Source organism: Moraxella oblonga NBRC 102422 (assembly GCF_001598275.1).
Classification (GTDB): domain Bacteria; phylum Pseudomonadota; class Gammaproteobacteria; order Pseudomonadales; family Moraxellaceae; genus Moraxella; species Moraxella oblonga.
Window position 1 is genome coordinate 1 of the sequence record NZ_BCYQ01000019.1, and the last position, 16,144, is coordinate 16,144.

A 16,144-nucleotide genomic window follows, 5' to 3' on the forward strand; every position below is an offset into this window, starting at 1 on the left:
GACTATATTTTTTGCCAACTTGTTTGTATTAAATAAAATACTTGCCACCGCTCCTATTTTACCTTATCATGGGCGATTTTTATGTGCCTATCCATCATGTACCCCAATACTTTGAAAGTTACTACTCGTTACGCCTTTAAAGCCAGTTTGCCCATCATGTCAGGTTTTTTATTTTTGGGCATGGCGTATGGAATGTATATGCACTCATTAGGTTTTGATTGGTGGTATCCGACTGTGATGGCGATACTCATTTTTGCAGGGTCGGTGGAATTTATTGTGGCTGGAATGCTTGTGATGGCTTTTAATCCATCATCAGTATTTTTGCTTGTGTTGATGATTAGTGCCAGACAGATTTTTTATGGCATTAGTATGCTTGATAAATTTAAAGAAATCACAGGGTTTAAACGATGGTATCTCATTAGTGCGATGACTGATGAGAGCTTTGCCATTAACTACACAGCGGACATGACAGGCGTGGATAAAGCGTGGTTTATGGTGTTAGTTACGCTATTTTTGCATATTTATTGGGTGGCAGGAGCAGGACTGGGGGCGATTGCTGGGGCGGTGTTGCCTTTTGATTTAAAAGGGGCAGAATTTGCGATGACGGCACTGTTTTTGGTGATTTTTGTAGAGCAATACAAACGTGAAAATACACATGAATGTTCTTGGTTGGGCATTGGTATGACTGTTTTGGCACTCATGATTTTTGGCAAAACACATTTTTTAATTCCTGCCATGCTTGGGATTTTGGGTTATCTGACGATTAGGCGTCAAGCATTATCTGATAAACTTACCCAAAAAGGAGCGAATACATGACCCTAAACCAAGAAATTTTTACTGTTGCTGTGGCAATCATCGCCGTGCAATTTTGTCGTTGGTTGGCGTTTTGGGCGTTTCCTGCTCACAAAAAAGTTCCTGATTTTGTACAATATCTGGGCAAGGCATTGCCTCCTGCGGTGTTTGGGCTACTTGTGGTGTATTGTTATAAAAATGTGGACATCTTGGGGCAATATCATGGCATGGCACAGTTTATTGCAGGGGCGGTGGTGATTGGGCTACACCTATGGCGTGGCAATATGTTTGTTTCTATTGGGGTGGGGACACTGCTTTATATGGTATTGGTGCAACAGGTATTTGTGTGATTATGGTTGACTTGCCAAGATACCAAGCCTCACCCAATCGCACAGTTCATCAACGTCATCTAAGGCGGATTCGGGCAATTGATAATAGTGAAGTAATACTCGTTTTTGAATGCCTGCCCGTGTTGTCAAATAACTAAATGGCTCGCAGTCTCTTTGGATAAAATGGTGGGCGGTGTCATTGTTTGCTTTTAGGTACATTTGTTCGTGATTGATGATGGCGAACATTTTGCCGTTTTTAAACAAGCATTCTGCCCCAAACATTCGCCGAACATTGATGGGGGCAAGCGGAGTTAATTGGTCTAAGATAAAGATGGTAAATTCACTAAGTGCTTTCATCAAGTAGTTTATCCTAAAAATGTGAGCAATCATCATAATTGGCAAAATGCTTTTTGTCAATTTTTGGCTTGGGCGTACTGTTGCCAAACGTGATTTATGTGCTATAATCGCAGGGAAGTTTTTTTAATATTAAGGAAAACCTATGTCTCTACAAAACCCCACCTTAGTCCTAAACTGCGGTTCATCGTCCATCAAATATGCCTTAATTAGCGAAGATGGTGAAACTCGTATTGAAGGCTTGGCAGAAGCCCTTGGCAATGCTGATGCACGCATTAAGCACAAAAATTTGGACGGCTCAAAAGTTGAAATCAATATCCCCAATTCTGGGGCTCATACCGAAGCATTAAAGATTATTTTGGGCGAATTGATTGGTGAATACAAGCCTGTAGCCGTTGGTCATCGTGTGGTACACGGTGGTGACAAGTTTACCAAAGCAACCAAAATTAACGCTGAAGTGCTTGCTCATATTGAAGAGTTGGCAAGCCTTGCCCCCTTGCATAACCCTGCCAATGCCGCAGGTATTAAAGCCATTAATGAGTTGTTTCCACAATTGCCACAAGTGGCGATTTTTGATACCGCCTTCCACCAAACAATGCCTGCCCACGCTTACCGCTATGCCATTCCAAAGGCTCTGTATGAAGAACATCATATTCGCCGTTATGGTTTTCACGGCACATCGCACGCCTATGTTTCAAACCGTGCAAGCCAATTAACTACCAAAGATGGCAAACACGGCTGGATTGTTGCCCATCTTGGCAACGGCTGTTCGGCAACGGCTGTTTATGATGGTCAAAGCCTTGATACTTCTATGGGAATTACCCCCCTTGAAGGCTTGATGATGGGAACTCGTTCAGGTGATGTTGATCCAAGTTTGCACGCCCTTTTGAACCGTACTTTGGGCTTGTCCATTGGTGAAATTGACACCCTTTTAAACAAACAAAGCGGTCTTTTGGGGGTTTCTGGTATTTCCAATGATATGAGAAATCTTGAACAAGCCGACAAAGATGGCAACCAAGATGCAACCCTTGCTCTTGATATGTTTGCTTACCGTGTTGCCAAATACATTCTAGGCTATACCGCAGCCTTGCCAGAATTGACGGGTGTGGTCTTTACAGGCGGTATTGGTGAAAATGGGGCAGAGATGCGTGCCAAAATTGTTACCCATCTAAAGCATTTGGGGGCAAAATTTGACACCGCCAAAAATGCACAGTTGTTCCGTGGAGCGGAAGGTTCGTTCCACACAGCCGATTCTGCTTTGGAATTTTGGGTCATTCCAACCGATGAAGAGTATCAAATTGCCAAAGAGACCAAAGAAGTTTTGGGCTTGTAATTTAAAAAGTTGGGTGGCTTGCCCAACTTTTCTAATTTGATTAAGTTGTATGCTGTTTTCAACTTTAAATGGGCGACTGATTTTGATAAGTGTGGTTGTGATGACTTTAATCCTTTTAACAAAAACCAACAAATCAATCGTTTATCATTTTAAGTTGAAACTAAGATTTAAGTTTTAGGAAAAATTATGAAAACACTTTTGCTTGTTCCAACCACCAGTCAGATTGAGATGACCACCTTATCGCAAGCAGTTGCAAATCTTGTTGGTGGCGAGATTGTTGCTATTCCAAGCGATGAGGAGCTATGTTCTGCCATTAGCGAAAATAGCTTAGATGATTTACTAGAAAAAGTTGTCGCCAAGCAATCAGCCCCTATTAGCGTTGTGGTGGGTGTGCTGGCTGATGAAAGTCGCCCTTATGCCAACCGAGTAAACCGTGAGCTTGCCACAGGATTTGATGCCGATGTTGTTATGGTGGGCGATGATTTTGCTCGTTTGCCTGTGTTTGCATCGTTGTTTGGTGGTCTAAAAGGCAGACGCATTTGGGGGGTGATTGGCACAGCCGAGTTATCTGGCAAAATCCAAGTGGTTGCTCGCACCGATAAAGGCGGTAATTTATCAGAGGTCAATACAGGCGAATTTGAAGCCTACAAAACTGCCAAACACACCCAAAAACTCTCGCCTTATGCATTTCGCAATCAGGTGGTACGCCTTGCCCAAAACGCCAAAAAACGCATTGTCCTACCAGAAGGCGATGAGCCACGCACCATTGAGGCGGCAGCCATTTGCCAATCTCGTGGCATTGCCAAATGCGTACTTTTGGGCGACCCTGCCAAAATCCGTGCTGTAGCGGACGAACGGGGCGTAACCTTGCCTGCTGATATTGAGATTATTGAGCCGTCTAGCATTATTGAAAAGTATGTTGCTCCAATGGTAGAACGCCGTAAGGGTAAGATTGACGAGGAAGGGGCAAGAAAGGCTTTACAAGATACCGTCTATCTAGGCACGATGATGCTCCAAGTGGGTGATGTGGACGGTTTGGTGTCAGGGGCGGTACATACCACTGCCGATACCATTCGCCCTGCATTTCAATTGATTAAGACCGCCCCAGAATACAGCCTTGTATCATCGGTATTTTTTATGCTCTTGCCCGAACAAGTGATGGTCTATGGCGACTGTGCAGTAAACCCAAACCCAACTGCCGAACAATTGGCAGAAATCGCCATTCAATCAGCGAAGTCAGCCCAAGCCTTTGGTATTGACCCTAAGGTTGCTTTGATTAGTTATTCTACCATAGATTCAGGAGCAGGGCCTGATGTTGATACAGTCAAAGAAGCTTTGCAAATTGCTCGCACCAAAGCCCCAGAGCTTAAAATTGATGGACCTTTGCAATTTGATGCAGCCTCTGTGCCAAGTGTCGGCAAGCAAAAAGCCCCCAATTCAGCTGTGGCAGGTGAGGCAAATGTCTTTATTTTCCCAGACCTCAATACAGGTAACACCACTTACAAAGCAGTACAACGCACCGCAGGTGTGATTAGCGTAGGTCCAATGCTACAAGGTCTTAACAAGCCTGTCAATGATTTATCTCGTGGCTGTTTGGTTGATGATATTGTTTATACCATTGCTTTGACGGCAATTCAAGCAGTGTGATTGTATGACCACGAACAAAAGGGCGAGTTTTCGTCCTTTTGTTTTTTTTACCCAAATGTAATATTTTGCAACCGTTGATTGAATTTGCCAAAACCACACCCCATATCCTAAACATCAGTTGTATTTTATGGGTGTTTTATGTCCAATGTTAAACCAAAACTCATTCGTTTGCACCGTTCCAAACGTTATCGCATGATTGCAGGTGTGTTTGGTGGTTTGGCAGAATACATGGGTTGGTCGCCTGCCTTGTTTCGTTGGCTTTTTGTACTCTCCATTCCTTTGACGGCAACAGTAACATTATTTGGTGGGATTTTATTTTATTTGATTGCGTGGATGGTAATGCCAGAAGCAACAGAACAATCATATATTTACCAATAAATCACGCCAACACAGATGAGTTGTATGAGTGATTTCATTTATTGATTTTATCAAATTGTTTAAAAAATATTAAACATTATGATTTGTTAAAAATCAATAACCTATTACATTTTTGTGTAATTGGTCTGCAAAACAAAACCGCCTTTGTGCGGTTTTTGTATTTTTATGCTAAAATAGCCCAATTTACAATCCATTCGGAAAATTCTTATGAAAAAGACCCTAACCTTCCAAGAAATTATTTTAACCCTTCAAAACTACTGGGCAGAGCGTGGCTGTGTGATTTTACAGCCCTATGATATGGAAATGGGGGCGGGGACTTTTCATACGGCAACTTTTTTAAGAGCCTTAACCCCTGAAAAGTGGAACGCCGCCTATGTTCAGCCCTCTCGCCGTCCGACCGATGGGCGGTATGGCGACAATCCCAACCGTTTGCAACATTATTACCAATTCCAAGTCGTCCTAAAACCCAATCCTGCCAATATCCAAGAGCTGTATCTAGGTTCGTTAAAGGCTTTGGGCATTGACACGCTCACTCACGATGTCCGATTTGTTGAGGATAACTGGGAGTCGCCAACGCTTGGAGCGTGGGGGCTTGGCTGGGAGGTGTGGCTAAATGGTATGGAAGTTACGCAATTTACCTATTTTCAGCAGGTGGGGGGCATTGAGTGTTTCCCTGTAACAGGCGAGATTACTTATGGGCTTGAACGCCTTGCGATGTATATTCAAGGCGTGGATAGCGTCTATGACCTTGTATGGACGGATGGTGAGTTTGGGCGTGTAACTTATGGCGATGTCTTTCACCAAAACGAAGTGGAGCAGTCCACCTATAACTTTGAATATGCCGATGTGGATAAACTCTTTGATTTATTTGATTTTTATGAAAAAGAAGCCAGTCGCCTTGTGGAGGTGAATTTACCCTTGCCAGCTTACGAGATGGTGTTAAAGGCAAGCCATAGCTTTAACCTTTTGGACGCTCGTGGGGCAATCTCGGTGACCGAACGCCAAAGATTTATCCTAAGAGTGCGTACACTGGCTCGTAAAGTGGCGGAAAGCTATACCATCGCTCGTGCTAAATTGGGCTTTCCTTTGGCAGATGAAGCACACAAAAAAGAAGCGTTAGAGAAGTGGTTGCCCAAAGAGGGGGAGTGAGATACCATTAGTGTGAGGATACAAAATGAGTACTGCATCGTTTGATAAACAATTTATCGTGCGTGATGAAAAAGCAATAGAGCAATTTTTATATGATTTGGAAAATGCCAAGCCTGTGCAAATTAAATCGCCCAAAAAAGAACAACCAAGCGTTGATGAATTTTTGGAAATTTTACAAAAACGCTGGGATAAAAAATGAGAATTTATCCATTATTGGATTTTTTGGATAACGATAAAAAAGAACAATCAATCAAACGATTGATAAATGAGTTTTCTTGTCCAAAAAATCCAGATGTTGAGCGATTTTTGAAAAATAAAGCCATTGACTTTGAACGCACGCACAATGCCAGAACTTATTTGATTGTTTCTAACAATGGCGAACTGTTGACATATTTTTCATTGTCTTTTAAAGATGTCAATATTGATAATGAAAAATTAAGCAAAAGCGTTGTGAAAAAATTAGATGGCTTTAATAAAAATGCCAAAACCATACGAACTTTTTTAATTGGACAAATCGGCAAAAATGCCAATGTAGAAAATAACCCAATTATCTTGCAGGATATTTTTGATAGAATTTTTGAAATATTATTGTCCGCCCGTCAATTAATTGGCGGTCGTGCCGTTATTTTAGAATGCCAACCCATTGCCAAACTGCTTGATTTATATGAACGCCACGACTTTAAACAATTAGCGGTTGTGGGTGATGATGAAATGAAAACTTTATACCGTGTGTTGTAATTTAAAATTGAAATAACAGGTCAAACAATGAACACAATCCTATTTGAACTTGGCACCGAAGAGTTGCCCCCAAAGTCTTTAAAAACTTTGCAAAATGCCCTACAGTCAAGCGTTGAGAAATCGCTTGCTGAGCAAAATATCGCCTTTGAAGGCATTAAAATTTTTTCTGCCCCACGCCGTTTGGCATTGCAAATTCTTGGCGTGGCAAGTGTTACCCCTGACAAGGTAGAAACCAAAAAAGGTCCAAACATCAAGGCAAGTTTTGATGCTGATGGTAATTTGACCAAAGCAGGGCAGGGCTTTTTACAAGGTTTAAATACCACTGGACTTAATCTGACCAAAGACGACCTTATCACCGTGTCGGATAAAAAAGGCGAGTACATTGGTTATGAAATGACCATTAAGGGCAAGTCGGTGGACGAGCTACTACCCAAACTTATCCAAAAAGCCCTAGACGAGCTACCGATTGCCAAACGAATGCGGTCTGGGGCGGATAAGCACGAGTTTGTGCGTCCTGTGCAGTGGGTGGTGCTAATGCGTGATGGGGCGGTCATTGATGCGACCATTCAAGGGCATAAGACAGGCAATCAAACACGGGGTCATCGCTACCACGCCCCTGATTTTGTGGTGATTTCTCACGCCAATGATTATGAAAGCGTGCTTGAAAAGGCTTATGTGATTGCCGATTTTGCCAAACGCCAAAATAATATTAAAACCCAAGTTGCCACTCTTGCCGATGAAGTTGGAGCAAATGCCATTGTGCCTGATGAGCTTCTTGATGAGGTAACCGCCCTTGTGGACTATCCTGTTGCCTTACGAGCCAGTTTTGAGGAGCGTTTCTTAGCCGTGCCACAAGAGGCACTTATTAGCACTATGCAAGCCGACCAAAAGTACTTTTGTTTGACCGACAAAAACGGCAAATTACTACCGTACTTTATTTTTATCAGTAACATTGACAGCACTGATAAACAGGCGGTTGTTAAGGGTAATGAAAAAGTGGTGCGACCACGCCTAGCGGACGCTGAATTTTTCTTTTTGCAAGACCAAAAACAGCCCCTGTTTGCCCTATCCGAAAACCTAAAAACTCGTGTATTTCAAGACAAATTGGGGACAATCTGGCAAAAGAGCGAACGAATTGCCAAATTATCCGCCTTCATCGCTACACAAATCGGTGCCAATGTTGAAAATGCCACTCGTGCAGGGCTTTTGTCAAAATGCGACTTGGCAAGCACTTTGGTGGGCGAGTTTCCAGAACTTCAAGGCATTGCAGGGACTTATTATGCCCATATCAATGGCGAAAATGGCGAAGTGGCAGACGCCATCGCCGAGCAATATTTGCCACGCTTTGCTGGCGATGAGTTGCCCAAAACCGACATTGGGGTGTGTTTGGCACTTGCCGACCGCCTTGATACGCTGGTTGGGATTTTTGGCATTGGTGAGATTCCCACAGGGTCAAAAGACCCCTTTAGCCTACGCCGTGCCAGCATTGGTATTTTAAGAATTTTGATTGAGAAAAAGATGCCACTCAATCTGGTTGCTTTGGTTGAACAGGCGATTTTGGGGTATGGTAATACGCTTGACAATCTTGCCAAAACCTTTACCGATGTGATGGAATTTATCAATGCTCGCTATCGTCCGATGTACGAGGATAAAGGCGTGGCGGTGGATACCATTTTGGCGGTCAGTGCGATTAATCCGCATATGCCTCTTGATTTTGATGACCGTATTTGGGCGGTTTGGGCGTTTCGTGCTTTGCCCCAAGCCAAAACCCTTGCTCAAAATAACAAACGAGTGGGCAACATTCTTGCCAAAGCCGAGGGCGACATTGGGGCAAATATTGACGAAAGTCTGCTTGTAGAAACGGCTGAAAAATCCTTATTTACCGCCCTTGTAAGTGCTCAAAATGCTTGTAAGCCTTTGTTTGAACAAGCCGATTATCAAGAAATTTTAAAGACTTTATTAAGTCTTGATGAGCCATTGACCAACTTTTTTGATACAGTGATGGTAAATGCTGATGATGTCAATCTTAAAAACAACCGTCTGGCATTGCTCAAACAAGTGCGAGAGCTGTTTTTGAGTGTGGCGGATATTGGCGAGCTTGCTATATAGTGGTGTGATTATAAAAAACCTTGTTAAGATGACAAGGTTTTTTATGGTAAAATAAAAGCCAGTCAATCAAAAAAGGATGATTTTATGACCATGCCAACACCTCCCAAGCTCTATCTACTTACCAATGATGATGAAATTGAGACGCTCCTTGATAAATTAGAGCGTGCATTGGATACAGGCGTCATTTCACTGCTACAAATTCGCCGCAAAAACACCCTACAACAATATGATTTGATGACACTCTACCAAGAGACCGAGTTGATTGTTAGTTTGGCAAGTCGTTATGAAGTGCCTGTGGTCATGAATGATAATCTAGAATTGGCATGTCATTTTGGTATAGGACTTCATTTGGGGCAACGAGATGGGAGTGTGCGTGTGGCTCGTGAGCTACTTGGTGGTGATGTTGTGATTGGGCGGACATGTCATGGTGATATGGCGTTATTTAAAGAAGCAAAAAAAGAGGGAGCAACCTATGGAGCGATGGGGACGGTATTTACATCACTAACCAAACCCAAAGCCCGTTTGGTTGAAGCAAATACTCTACAAAAGGCAAGCAAGGTGGATTTGCCGTTGTGTGTGATTGGTGGGGTTACGCTAGACAATGCCATACAACTTCGCCAAATGCTGGGCGGTAATCGGTTGGATTATATTGCGGTAACTGCTGACATCATGAGTCATTCGGCAGATACAATTGGCTTAAAGTGCAAGGGGTGGGGGCGACTTTTGAAAAGTTGGTATGAATAATAAAGTTAATAAAAGCACACATATTTTATCATGATAAAAAATATCACCATTTTTCAAAATGATAATATTGGGTATTTTTTAAATTTTATGCTAAAATGCTGTTACTTTATGACACTTTAAACATACTTTTTGATGTGTTTTAACTTTTAAAAAGGAAAATTGCATGAGTATTACCTATCTATCAAGCCTAGACATTGCTAACAAAACGGTACTGATTCGTGAGGATTTAAACGTACCCATCAAAGATGGTATTATCACCAGTGATGTGCGTTTGCAAGCATCTTTACCCACCATTAAGGCATGTCTTGATAAAGGTGCTGGCGTGATTGTCTGTTCACATTTGGGCAGACCGACCGAAGGTGAGTATGATGATAAATATTCACTTGCCCCAATTGCCAAATATTTGGCGGATAAATTGGGTGTGAATGTGGCGTTTAGTACCGATTATTTGCAAAATGGCGTGTCAGTCAAGGCAGGCGAGGTGGTGCTGTTAGAAAATGTACGTTTTAATGTGGGCGAAAAGAAAAACAGCTCCGAACTTTCCAAAAAATATGCAGATTTGTGTGATGTGTTTGTGATGGACGCATTTGGCACAGCCCACAGAGCCCAAGCCTCGACCGAAGGGGTTATTCGTGCGTGCGTGGCAGACGGCAAGATGGTTTGTGCAGGCAACTTATTATCCGCCGAACTTGATGCTTTATCCAAAGCCCTTGACAACCCTGCCAAGCCTGTTCTTTCTATCGTAGGTGGCTCAAAAGTATCCACCAAATTAGACGTCTTAAACAGCCTTGCGACCATTTGTGATAGCATTTTGGTGGGTGGTGGTATTGCCAATACGTTTTTGGTGGCGAGCGGTAAAAATGTCGGTGCTTCGCTTTATGAGTCTGACTTGGTGCAGACTGCCAAAGACATCATGACCAAAACCAAGATTTTACTTCCTACGCATGTGGTGGTGGCGGATAAAGGCGAGATTGATTTTGAGGATTTTTTGGGCTCATTAGAAAAAGCCAATGCCGTTATCAAATCGGTTGATGAAATCGGTGAAAATGATATGATTTTGGATATTGCTCCTGATTCTGCCAAAGAGCTTGGTGAGTATATCAAATCTGCCAAGACCATTTTGTTTAACGGTCCTGTGGGCGTGTTTGAGGTGGATAAATTCGGTCAAGGCACAAAAGTCATCTGTGAGGCAGTGGCTGATGGTACAGGATTTAGCATTGCAGGTGGTGGCGACACATTGTCTGCGATTGACAAATATAAGGTGGCTGACCGCATTGACTATCTATCCACAGGGGGTGGGGCGTTTTTGGAATTTGTAGAAGGCAAACCCTTGCCTGCCATTGTTGCTTTACAATCAGTATAAATTATGTTTGGGATAAGTCATCTGATTTATCCCAAATTTTTAGGAATGTTAAATTTTGTTGTATTTTCAAGATAACACTTGTTAAATTATGGTTATCTGTTAAACTAAACTGGTTTTTTCCACAAGTTTTGGAGATATTATGAAAATTCAACTATTAATCGCAAGTTTGGTTGCGGTTGTTGCCTTGACCGCCTGTAACCAAAAAGAACCAGCCCCTGCCGAACCTGCCAAAACTGAGCCAGCGACTGCCGAAGTTGCCAAAGAAGCCGAAGTGGCCGCCCAAGAAGAGCCTACCACAGAAGCACAGCCTACCAACGAGGCTGGTGATAAAGCAGATAAAGCAAAAGAAGCTGGCGAGAGTGCAGATGCTGAGGTTAAGGCCGAAGATAAAGTCAGCGAAGACCAAAAATACTGATTTTGGTGTGCGATGGTGCGACCAAGTTTGGGCTTGGTTGCACTTTTTTGTGAAATTTGGTTGTATCCATTGTTCAAAAGCTCAAAAACCAAAAACTCCAAACCATAAAAACGCCCCACATTTGGGGCGTTTTTGGCTTTTGATGATGAAATCAGTTGGTGTCGGTTTCATCATTCTCATCATCGGTGTTTTCTTCTTCCATGCCATCCATGTTGTTTTCATCGACAGTAGCATCCACACCGCTAAGCCCAAGTTCTTTAAGGACTTTGTTGATGTCGTTGACATTGTCATCGGTGATGTTGACAATTTTGCTGGTGGTTTTTTCGATTTTGGACACATCTTCTTTGTCCACCCATTTGATAGGTTTGCCAGCGAGCTCTGCACTCATGTAGCTACGCCAAATCGGTAAGGCAAGTTTACCCCCAAAAGCGTGCGGACCCAAAGAGGATGGACGGTCATAGCCCATCCATACCGCTGCTGAGTTGGTAGGATGTACACCGATAAACCATACGTCTTTGGCCAAGTTGGTTGTCCCTGTTTTTCCGCCAATGTCGGAACGAAAGTTGGCATCTTTACCCGTACCGCCAGCAATAACACCACGTAGCATGGTTGCCATGTTATATGCAGTTTTGTGAGAAAGGATACGAGGGGCTTGTTCGGCCGATTTATATTGAATGGCTTGTTTGGGTTTTAAGCGGTCGTATTTGGCTTGCCCATCACGTTCGTCCACCACAGGGTTGTTTTTGTTTTTTTCTGCCAACTCGGCTTGTTGTTTGGTGAATGCGTCCAATAGGGCGGTGTTGGTTTTGACCAATTCTTTGTTGAAACATATGGCACACGCACGCACGGGGCTTGCTTGGTAGATGGTTTCGCTGTTGAAGTTGTAAATACGCTCAATCACATAAGGCTGAATGCGATGACCGCCATTGACAAAGGTGGTATAAGCGGTTGCCATTTGGAGTGGGGTGGCATCTGTCGCTCCCAGTGCTAGCGTGTATCCAGTGTTTTCTAAACGTTCCTTTTCTAAGCCCATTTGAGAGAGAACTTGATGGGTAATTCCGGGTTTTTTTATTTCCGTTGTTCTCATGATGTTGGCGGAATGTATATTGAGTGAGCGTGATAATGCAACGTACATGGGAACTGAACCACTTTTACCTCCACCTTTTGGACACCACCGTCCAAAGTTACATTTGTTGGAAATGTAGGAGTTTGGCGTTAATTCGGTGTATTCTAAGGCGGCCGCATAGATGAGTGGTTTGATGGTTGAACCCGGTTGGCGATAGCCTTGTGTGGCACGGTTAAATTTACTTTGGTTAAAGTCCATGCCACCCACGACCGCAATCAACGCCCCATTTTCTGGGTTGAGTGATGCCAATGCCCCTTGAATGCGTCTGGGCTGAGTGATACGCCATACGCCACCGTCTTTGATGACACGCACGATGTTGCCTACTTTAATCTCTTTGGGGGTGTTTTTGCTGTTACCATTGCCTTCGTAGCGGTTAGTACCAACGTGGCGCTCGTTCCACTTGGTAACTTTGGGTAAGGTGATGGTTTCGCCATTTTGCAAAACAGCCGTAAAGCCACTATTGGTAACTTTGGTGATTTGAGCAGGTTGCATGCCGTTACTAAACTTTTTAAAATATACCAAATTGCCTTCTAGGGCTTCTACGCCACGATAGCCACGAGCCATCACGCTGGGTTCATAGCGGGTTAAACCTGCCGAAACGGCATTTTCTGCCATTCTTTGTTTTTTGGTGTCAATGGTAAGTTGAACTCGCCAACCGCTGTCCATGACTTTTTCACCAAATTTATCCACAAGTGTTTGGCGTGCTAGCTCAGCGATATAGGGCATATTTTCATCTAGGGTCTCTTGGTACATATGTAAACCCGTAGGTGCATTGATGGCTTCGTCACGTTGTTGTTTGGTGATAAAGCCTTTTTCAAACATACGTCCAACAATCCAGTTGCGTCTTTCTAAGGCACGAGCTTCGTTTTTGACAGGGTTGTATTGTGATGGAGCTTTGGGTAGTCCTGCTAACATTGCCATCTCAGCGATGGTGAGATTTTCCAAAGATTTGCTATAATAGCGTCTGGCGGCAGCTTTAACACCATAAGCACCCTCACCCAAGTAGATTTTATTGACATATAATGTCATAATCTCATCTTTGGTCATCTTGTTTTCTATTTTACGAGCGATAAACATCTCGGTGAGTTTGCGTTCTATGGTACGTTCTGGACTTAAAAAATAGTTTTTGACCACCTGCATAGTAATGGTTGAACCACCTGTTTGGGAGTCATCGTCAGTAACAACTTCTTTGATGGCGCGCCCAAGCCCCTTAACGCTAATGCCTGTATGCTCAAAAAAAGTATCATCTTCTGCCGCCAAAAATGCCTGAATGAGTGGTTTTGGCAACTCTTCATAGGTGGCAGGCAGTGAAAAGGTATTGCCATATTGTCCGATAAGTTTGCCATCTGCGGTGTAAATCTGCAATGGCATTTGTAGTTGCATGGTTTTTAATTCTTTGATGTTGGGCAAACTTGGTTCAAGATAGAGTGCCATACCATAAAAACCGATGGGAAAAGCCAAAATTAATACCAAAACAAGGGCAAAAAATGCTAAAATGAGACTGACTACGAAAGAAATCAGACGAACGGTGTAATTTTTTTGAGACATAGCGGTTTTGGGTGGTTAAAAATTGCCTAATAATGGTGTATTATACTCTTTGTGCAAAAAGAGTGTTACATAAAATGTGTTTTTGTGTAAAAAATATCAAATTTTTTGCCAAGTATATCAGAAAAGTAACACATTGTATGTTGATAAATGGTATAATTTCAACTTAAATATCGTCAGATTTGTCAAATACGTGAAATATAAGGAATAAGTCTGTGAGACTCTTTTCTCCAAAAAGTAAACATTATATCGGTTTGGACGTTAGTACGACTGCCGTAAAACTTGTTGAGCTACAAAAGCAAGCAGGTCGTCTTCATTTGAAGACTTATGGCGTTGAACCGCTTGAACCAGGTTGGGTTGTTGATAAAAACATTGTCAACGATGAAGAGGTTGCTGATGCAATTGCCAGATTGGTTAAAAGATGTGGTGTGAGTACCAAAGAAGCAGCAACAGCTGTATCTGGTTCTGCCGTCATCACCAAAATCATTGATATGGAAGCCAACCTATCAGATACTGACCGTGAAGCCCAAATCAAGCTAGACGCTGAGCAATACATTCCCTATCCATTAACCGAAGTCAATCTGGATTTTGAGGTGCTTGGACCTTCAAAGGTGGGCGATCATCTGGTGCGTGTACTATTGGCTGCTTCGCGTTCTGACAACGTAGATCAGCGAGTGAGCGTCTTGTCTATTGGCGGTGTTACCACCAAAGTGATGGATATTGAATCCCATGCCATCGAGCGTGCGTTCGCATTGAGCCTTGACAACCTACCCAACGACCCGCAGATTGTTGCTTTGGTAGATATTGGGCATAAACAGACCACTTTATATATCGCCAAAGATGGTGAATTTATCTATAACCGTGAACAAAATTTCGGTGGTGAACAACTGACCGAAGCGATTCAGGCACGCTATGGGCTATCATACAGTGAAGCAACAGAAGGTAAGATGAGTTACAATTTGCCTGCTGATTATAATGAGACCGTGCTTATGCCTTTTATTGAAAATACAGTTCAACAAATCAGCCGTTCATTGCAGTTTTACTTTTCATCAAGTGAATACAATAATGTAGACCACATTGTGTTATGTGGTGGTGCATCTGCATTGCCGGGGCTGGCTGAGCAAATCCAAGAACGTGTTGGTAGCATGGTATCCATTGCCAACCCTTTTGACGGTATGTCAATCAGTAACCGTATTGATTCTAGTGCACTTCGTAAAGATGCACCAAGTCTCATGGTTGCTTGCGGATTGGCTTTAAGGAGTTTTGACTAATGGCTCGTATTAACTTATTACCTTGGCGTAAAGAGTTACGTGAACGCAACAACAGAGATTTTAACATTCTGATGGCGGCAGTTGCAGGTTTGGCGGCTCTTTTAGTGCTTGGTGTATTTACCTTTTTTAATAACGAACTTAGCAACCAACAAGCTGCTAATGATCGTATTGACCAAGAAAACAAACAGCTTGATGTGGCATTAAAATCTATTGAGACCTTAGAAGCACAGCGTGAGCAAATGTTGTCTCAAATGAAAGTCATTCAGGATTTGCAAGGTCGTCGTTCTATTCCTGTGCGTGTGTGGTACGACTTGGCACAAGCTGTGCCAAAAGATGTCTATCTGCTCAACATTAAGCGTGTGGGTGAGGTTATTACCATTACAGGTAAAGCTGATAATGCCAACGAAGTGGCAAGATTGGTTCGCAATATTGATGGTAGTGAATGGTTGGGCGAATCGGCGGTATTGAACATTAAAAGTAAGATTGAGGCTTATCAAAAAGTTGAGGCCAAAGTTGCAAAAGACCCTGATTATGTGCCTGTGCCAGAGGAGGGTTATGTTGAGTTCGTAATAACTACCAAAATCCAAACGCCAAAACCCGAAGAGGAAGGTGCAAATAATTCAAGTGAGCCATCACCAGATGCCACCGTTGCAACAACCACTAATGATGATTTGGCAGCACCTGTGCATGTAGAGCCAGTTGGGGGAACACCCGCACCAGAGGTGGCACCTGCCAACCCAGTTCCAGAAGCACCTGCCAACCCAGTTCCAGAAGCACCTGCCAACCCAGTTCCAGCGGCACAAGCACAACCAAGCCCTGAAACGACCAATGCAAAAACAGGAGCTTAATTC

Annotated in this window: 16 protein-coding genes; 14 read left to right on the forward strand and 2 right to left on the reverse strand. The window is 43.0% G+C overall.

What is annotated here, in order from left to right; genetic code table 11:
* Positions 1-81: 81 nt before the first annotated feature.
* Positions 82-816, forward strand: a complete 735-nt coding sequence (locus tag MOB01S_RS06725; RefSeq protein WP_066802909.1) for an AzlC family ABC transporter permease — start codon at positions 82-84, stop codon at positions 814-816.
* Positions 813-1,142 (forward strand): branched-chain amino acid transporter permease, encoded by a 330-nt coding sequence (locus MOB01S_RS06730; protein ID WP_066802911.1) that lies wholly within the window; start codon positions 813-815, stop codon positions 1,140-1,142. Before MOB01S_RS06725 ends, MOB01S_RS06730 begins: the two co-directional genes overlap by 4 nt.
* Here the strand turns inward: MOB01S_RS06730 and MOB01S_RS06735 are convergent, their stop codons facing one another.
* Positions 1,143-1,478, reverse strand: a complete 336-nt coding sequence (locus MOB01S_RS06735; protein WP_066802913.1) for a TfoX/Sxy family protein — start codon at positions 1,476-1,478, stop codon at positions 1,143-1,145.
* Positions 1,479-1,620: 142 nt separating this feature from the next.
* Here MOB01S_RS06735 and MOB01S_RS06740 point away from each other — a divergent pair, with 142 nt between their 5' ends.
* The 10 genes from MOB01S_RS06740 to MOB01S_RS06780 all read left to right on the forward strand — a co-directional run bounded on the left by MOB01S_RS06740 (position 1,621) and on the right by MOB01S_RS06780 (position 11,351).
* The gene (locus MOB01S_RS06740) at positions 1,621-2,808 is read left to right on the forward strand and encodes an acetate/propionate family kinase (protein WP_066802917.1); all 1,188 of its coding nucleotides are present in this window, start codon (positions 1,621-1,623) and stop codon (positions 2,806-2,808) included.
* A gap of 186 nt (positions 2,809-2,994) precedes the next feature.
* Positions 2,995-4,455 carry a phosphate acetyltransferase gene (pta, locus tag MOB01S_RS06745; protein ID WP_066802919.1) on the forward strand — a complete coding sequence of 487 codons (1,461 nt, stop codon included), beginning with the start codon at positions 2,995-2,997 and terminating at the stop codon, positions 4,453-4,455.
* A gap of 138 nt (positions 4,456-4,593) precedes the next feature.
* Positions 4,594-4,833, forward strand: a complete 240-nt coding sequence (locus MOB01S_RS06750; protein ID WP_066802922.1) for a PspC domain-containing protein — start codon at positions 4,594-4,596, stop codon at positions 4,831-4,833.
* A gap of 207 nt (positions 4,834-5,040) precedes the next feature.
* The gene (gene glyQ, locus MOB01S_RS06755) at positions 5,041-5,982 is read left to right on the forward strand and encodes a glycine--tRNA ligase subunit alpha (RefSeq protein ID WP_066802924.1); all 942 of its coding nucleotides are present in this window, start codon (positions 5,041-5,043) and stop codon (positions 5,980-5,982) included.
* Positions 5,983-6,007: 25 nt separating this feature from the next.
* Entirely contained in the window at positions 6,008-6,181 is a 174-nt protein-coding gene (locus MOB01S_RS12325) for a hypothetical protein (RefSeq protein WP_156471029.1), read from the forward strand.
* Entirely contained in the window at positions 6,178-6,720 is a 543-nt protein-coding gene (locus tag MOB01S_RS06760; RefSeq protein ID WP_066802926.1) for a hypothetical protein, read from the forward strand. The genes MOB01S_RS12325 and MOB01S_RS06760 overlap by 4 nt, the downstream gene beginning before the upstream one ends.
* A gap of 27 nt (positions 6,721-6,747) precedes the next feature.
* Complete coding sequence (glyS, locus tag MOB01S_RS06765) at positions 6,748-8,829, forward strand: glycine--tRNA ligase subunit beta (RefSeq protein WP_066802929.1); 2,082 nt, start codon at positions 6,748-6,750, stop codon at positions 8,827-8,829.
* 84 nt (positions 8,830-8,913) lie between these two features.
* Positions 8,914-9,573, forward strand: coding sequence for a thiamine phosphate synthase (locus MOB01S_RS06770; protein WP_066802931.1), 660 nt, complete (start codon positions 8,914-8,916; stop codon positions 9,571-9,573).
* A 163-nt stretch (positions 9,574-9,736) separates the two neighbouring features.
* Entirely contained in the window at positions 9,737-10,936 is a 1,200-nt protein-coding gene (locus tag MOB01S_RS06775; RefSeq protein ID WP_066802934.1) for a phosphoglycerate kinase, read from the forward strand.
* A 139-nt stretch (positions 10,937-11,075) separates the two neighbouring features.
* The gene (locus MOB01S_RS06780; RefSeq protein WP_066802942.1) at positions 11,076-11,351 is read left to right on the forward strand and encodes a hypothetical protein; all 276 of its coding nucleotides are present in this window, start codon (positions 11,076-11,078) and stop codon (positions 11,349-11,351) included.
* 151 nt (positions 11,352-11,502) lie between these two features.
* Here MOB01S_RS06780 and MOB01S_RS06785 read toward each other — a convergent pair whose 3' ends face one another.
* Entirely contained in the window at positions 11,503-14,025 is a 2,523-nt protein-coding gene (locus MOB01S_RS06785) for a penicillin-binding protein 1A (protein ID WP_084349646.1), read from the reverse strand.
* 212 nt (positions 14,026-14,237) lie between these two features.
* Here MOB01S_RS06785 and MOB01S_RS06790 point away from each other — a divergent pair, with 212 nt between their 5' ends.
* Positions 14,238-15,293, forward strand: a complete 1,056-nt coding sequence (locus MOB01S_RS06790) for a pilus assembly protein PilM (protein WP_066802945.1) — start codon at positions 14,238-14,240, stop codon at positions 15,291-15,293.
* Complete coding sequence (locus MOB01S_RS06795) at positions 15,293-16,141, forward strand: PilN domain-containing protein (RefSeq protein WP_084349647.1); 849 nt, start codon at positions 15,293-15,295, stop codon at positions 16,139-16,141. Before MOB01S_RS06790 ends, MOB01S_RS06795 begins: the two co-directional genes overlap by 1 nt.
* The last annotated feature ends 3 nt before the right edge of the window (positions 16,142-16,144 follow it).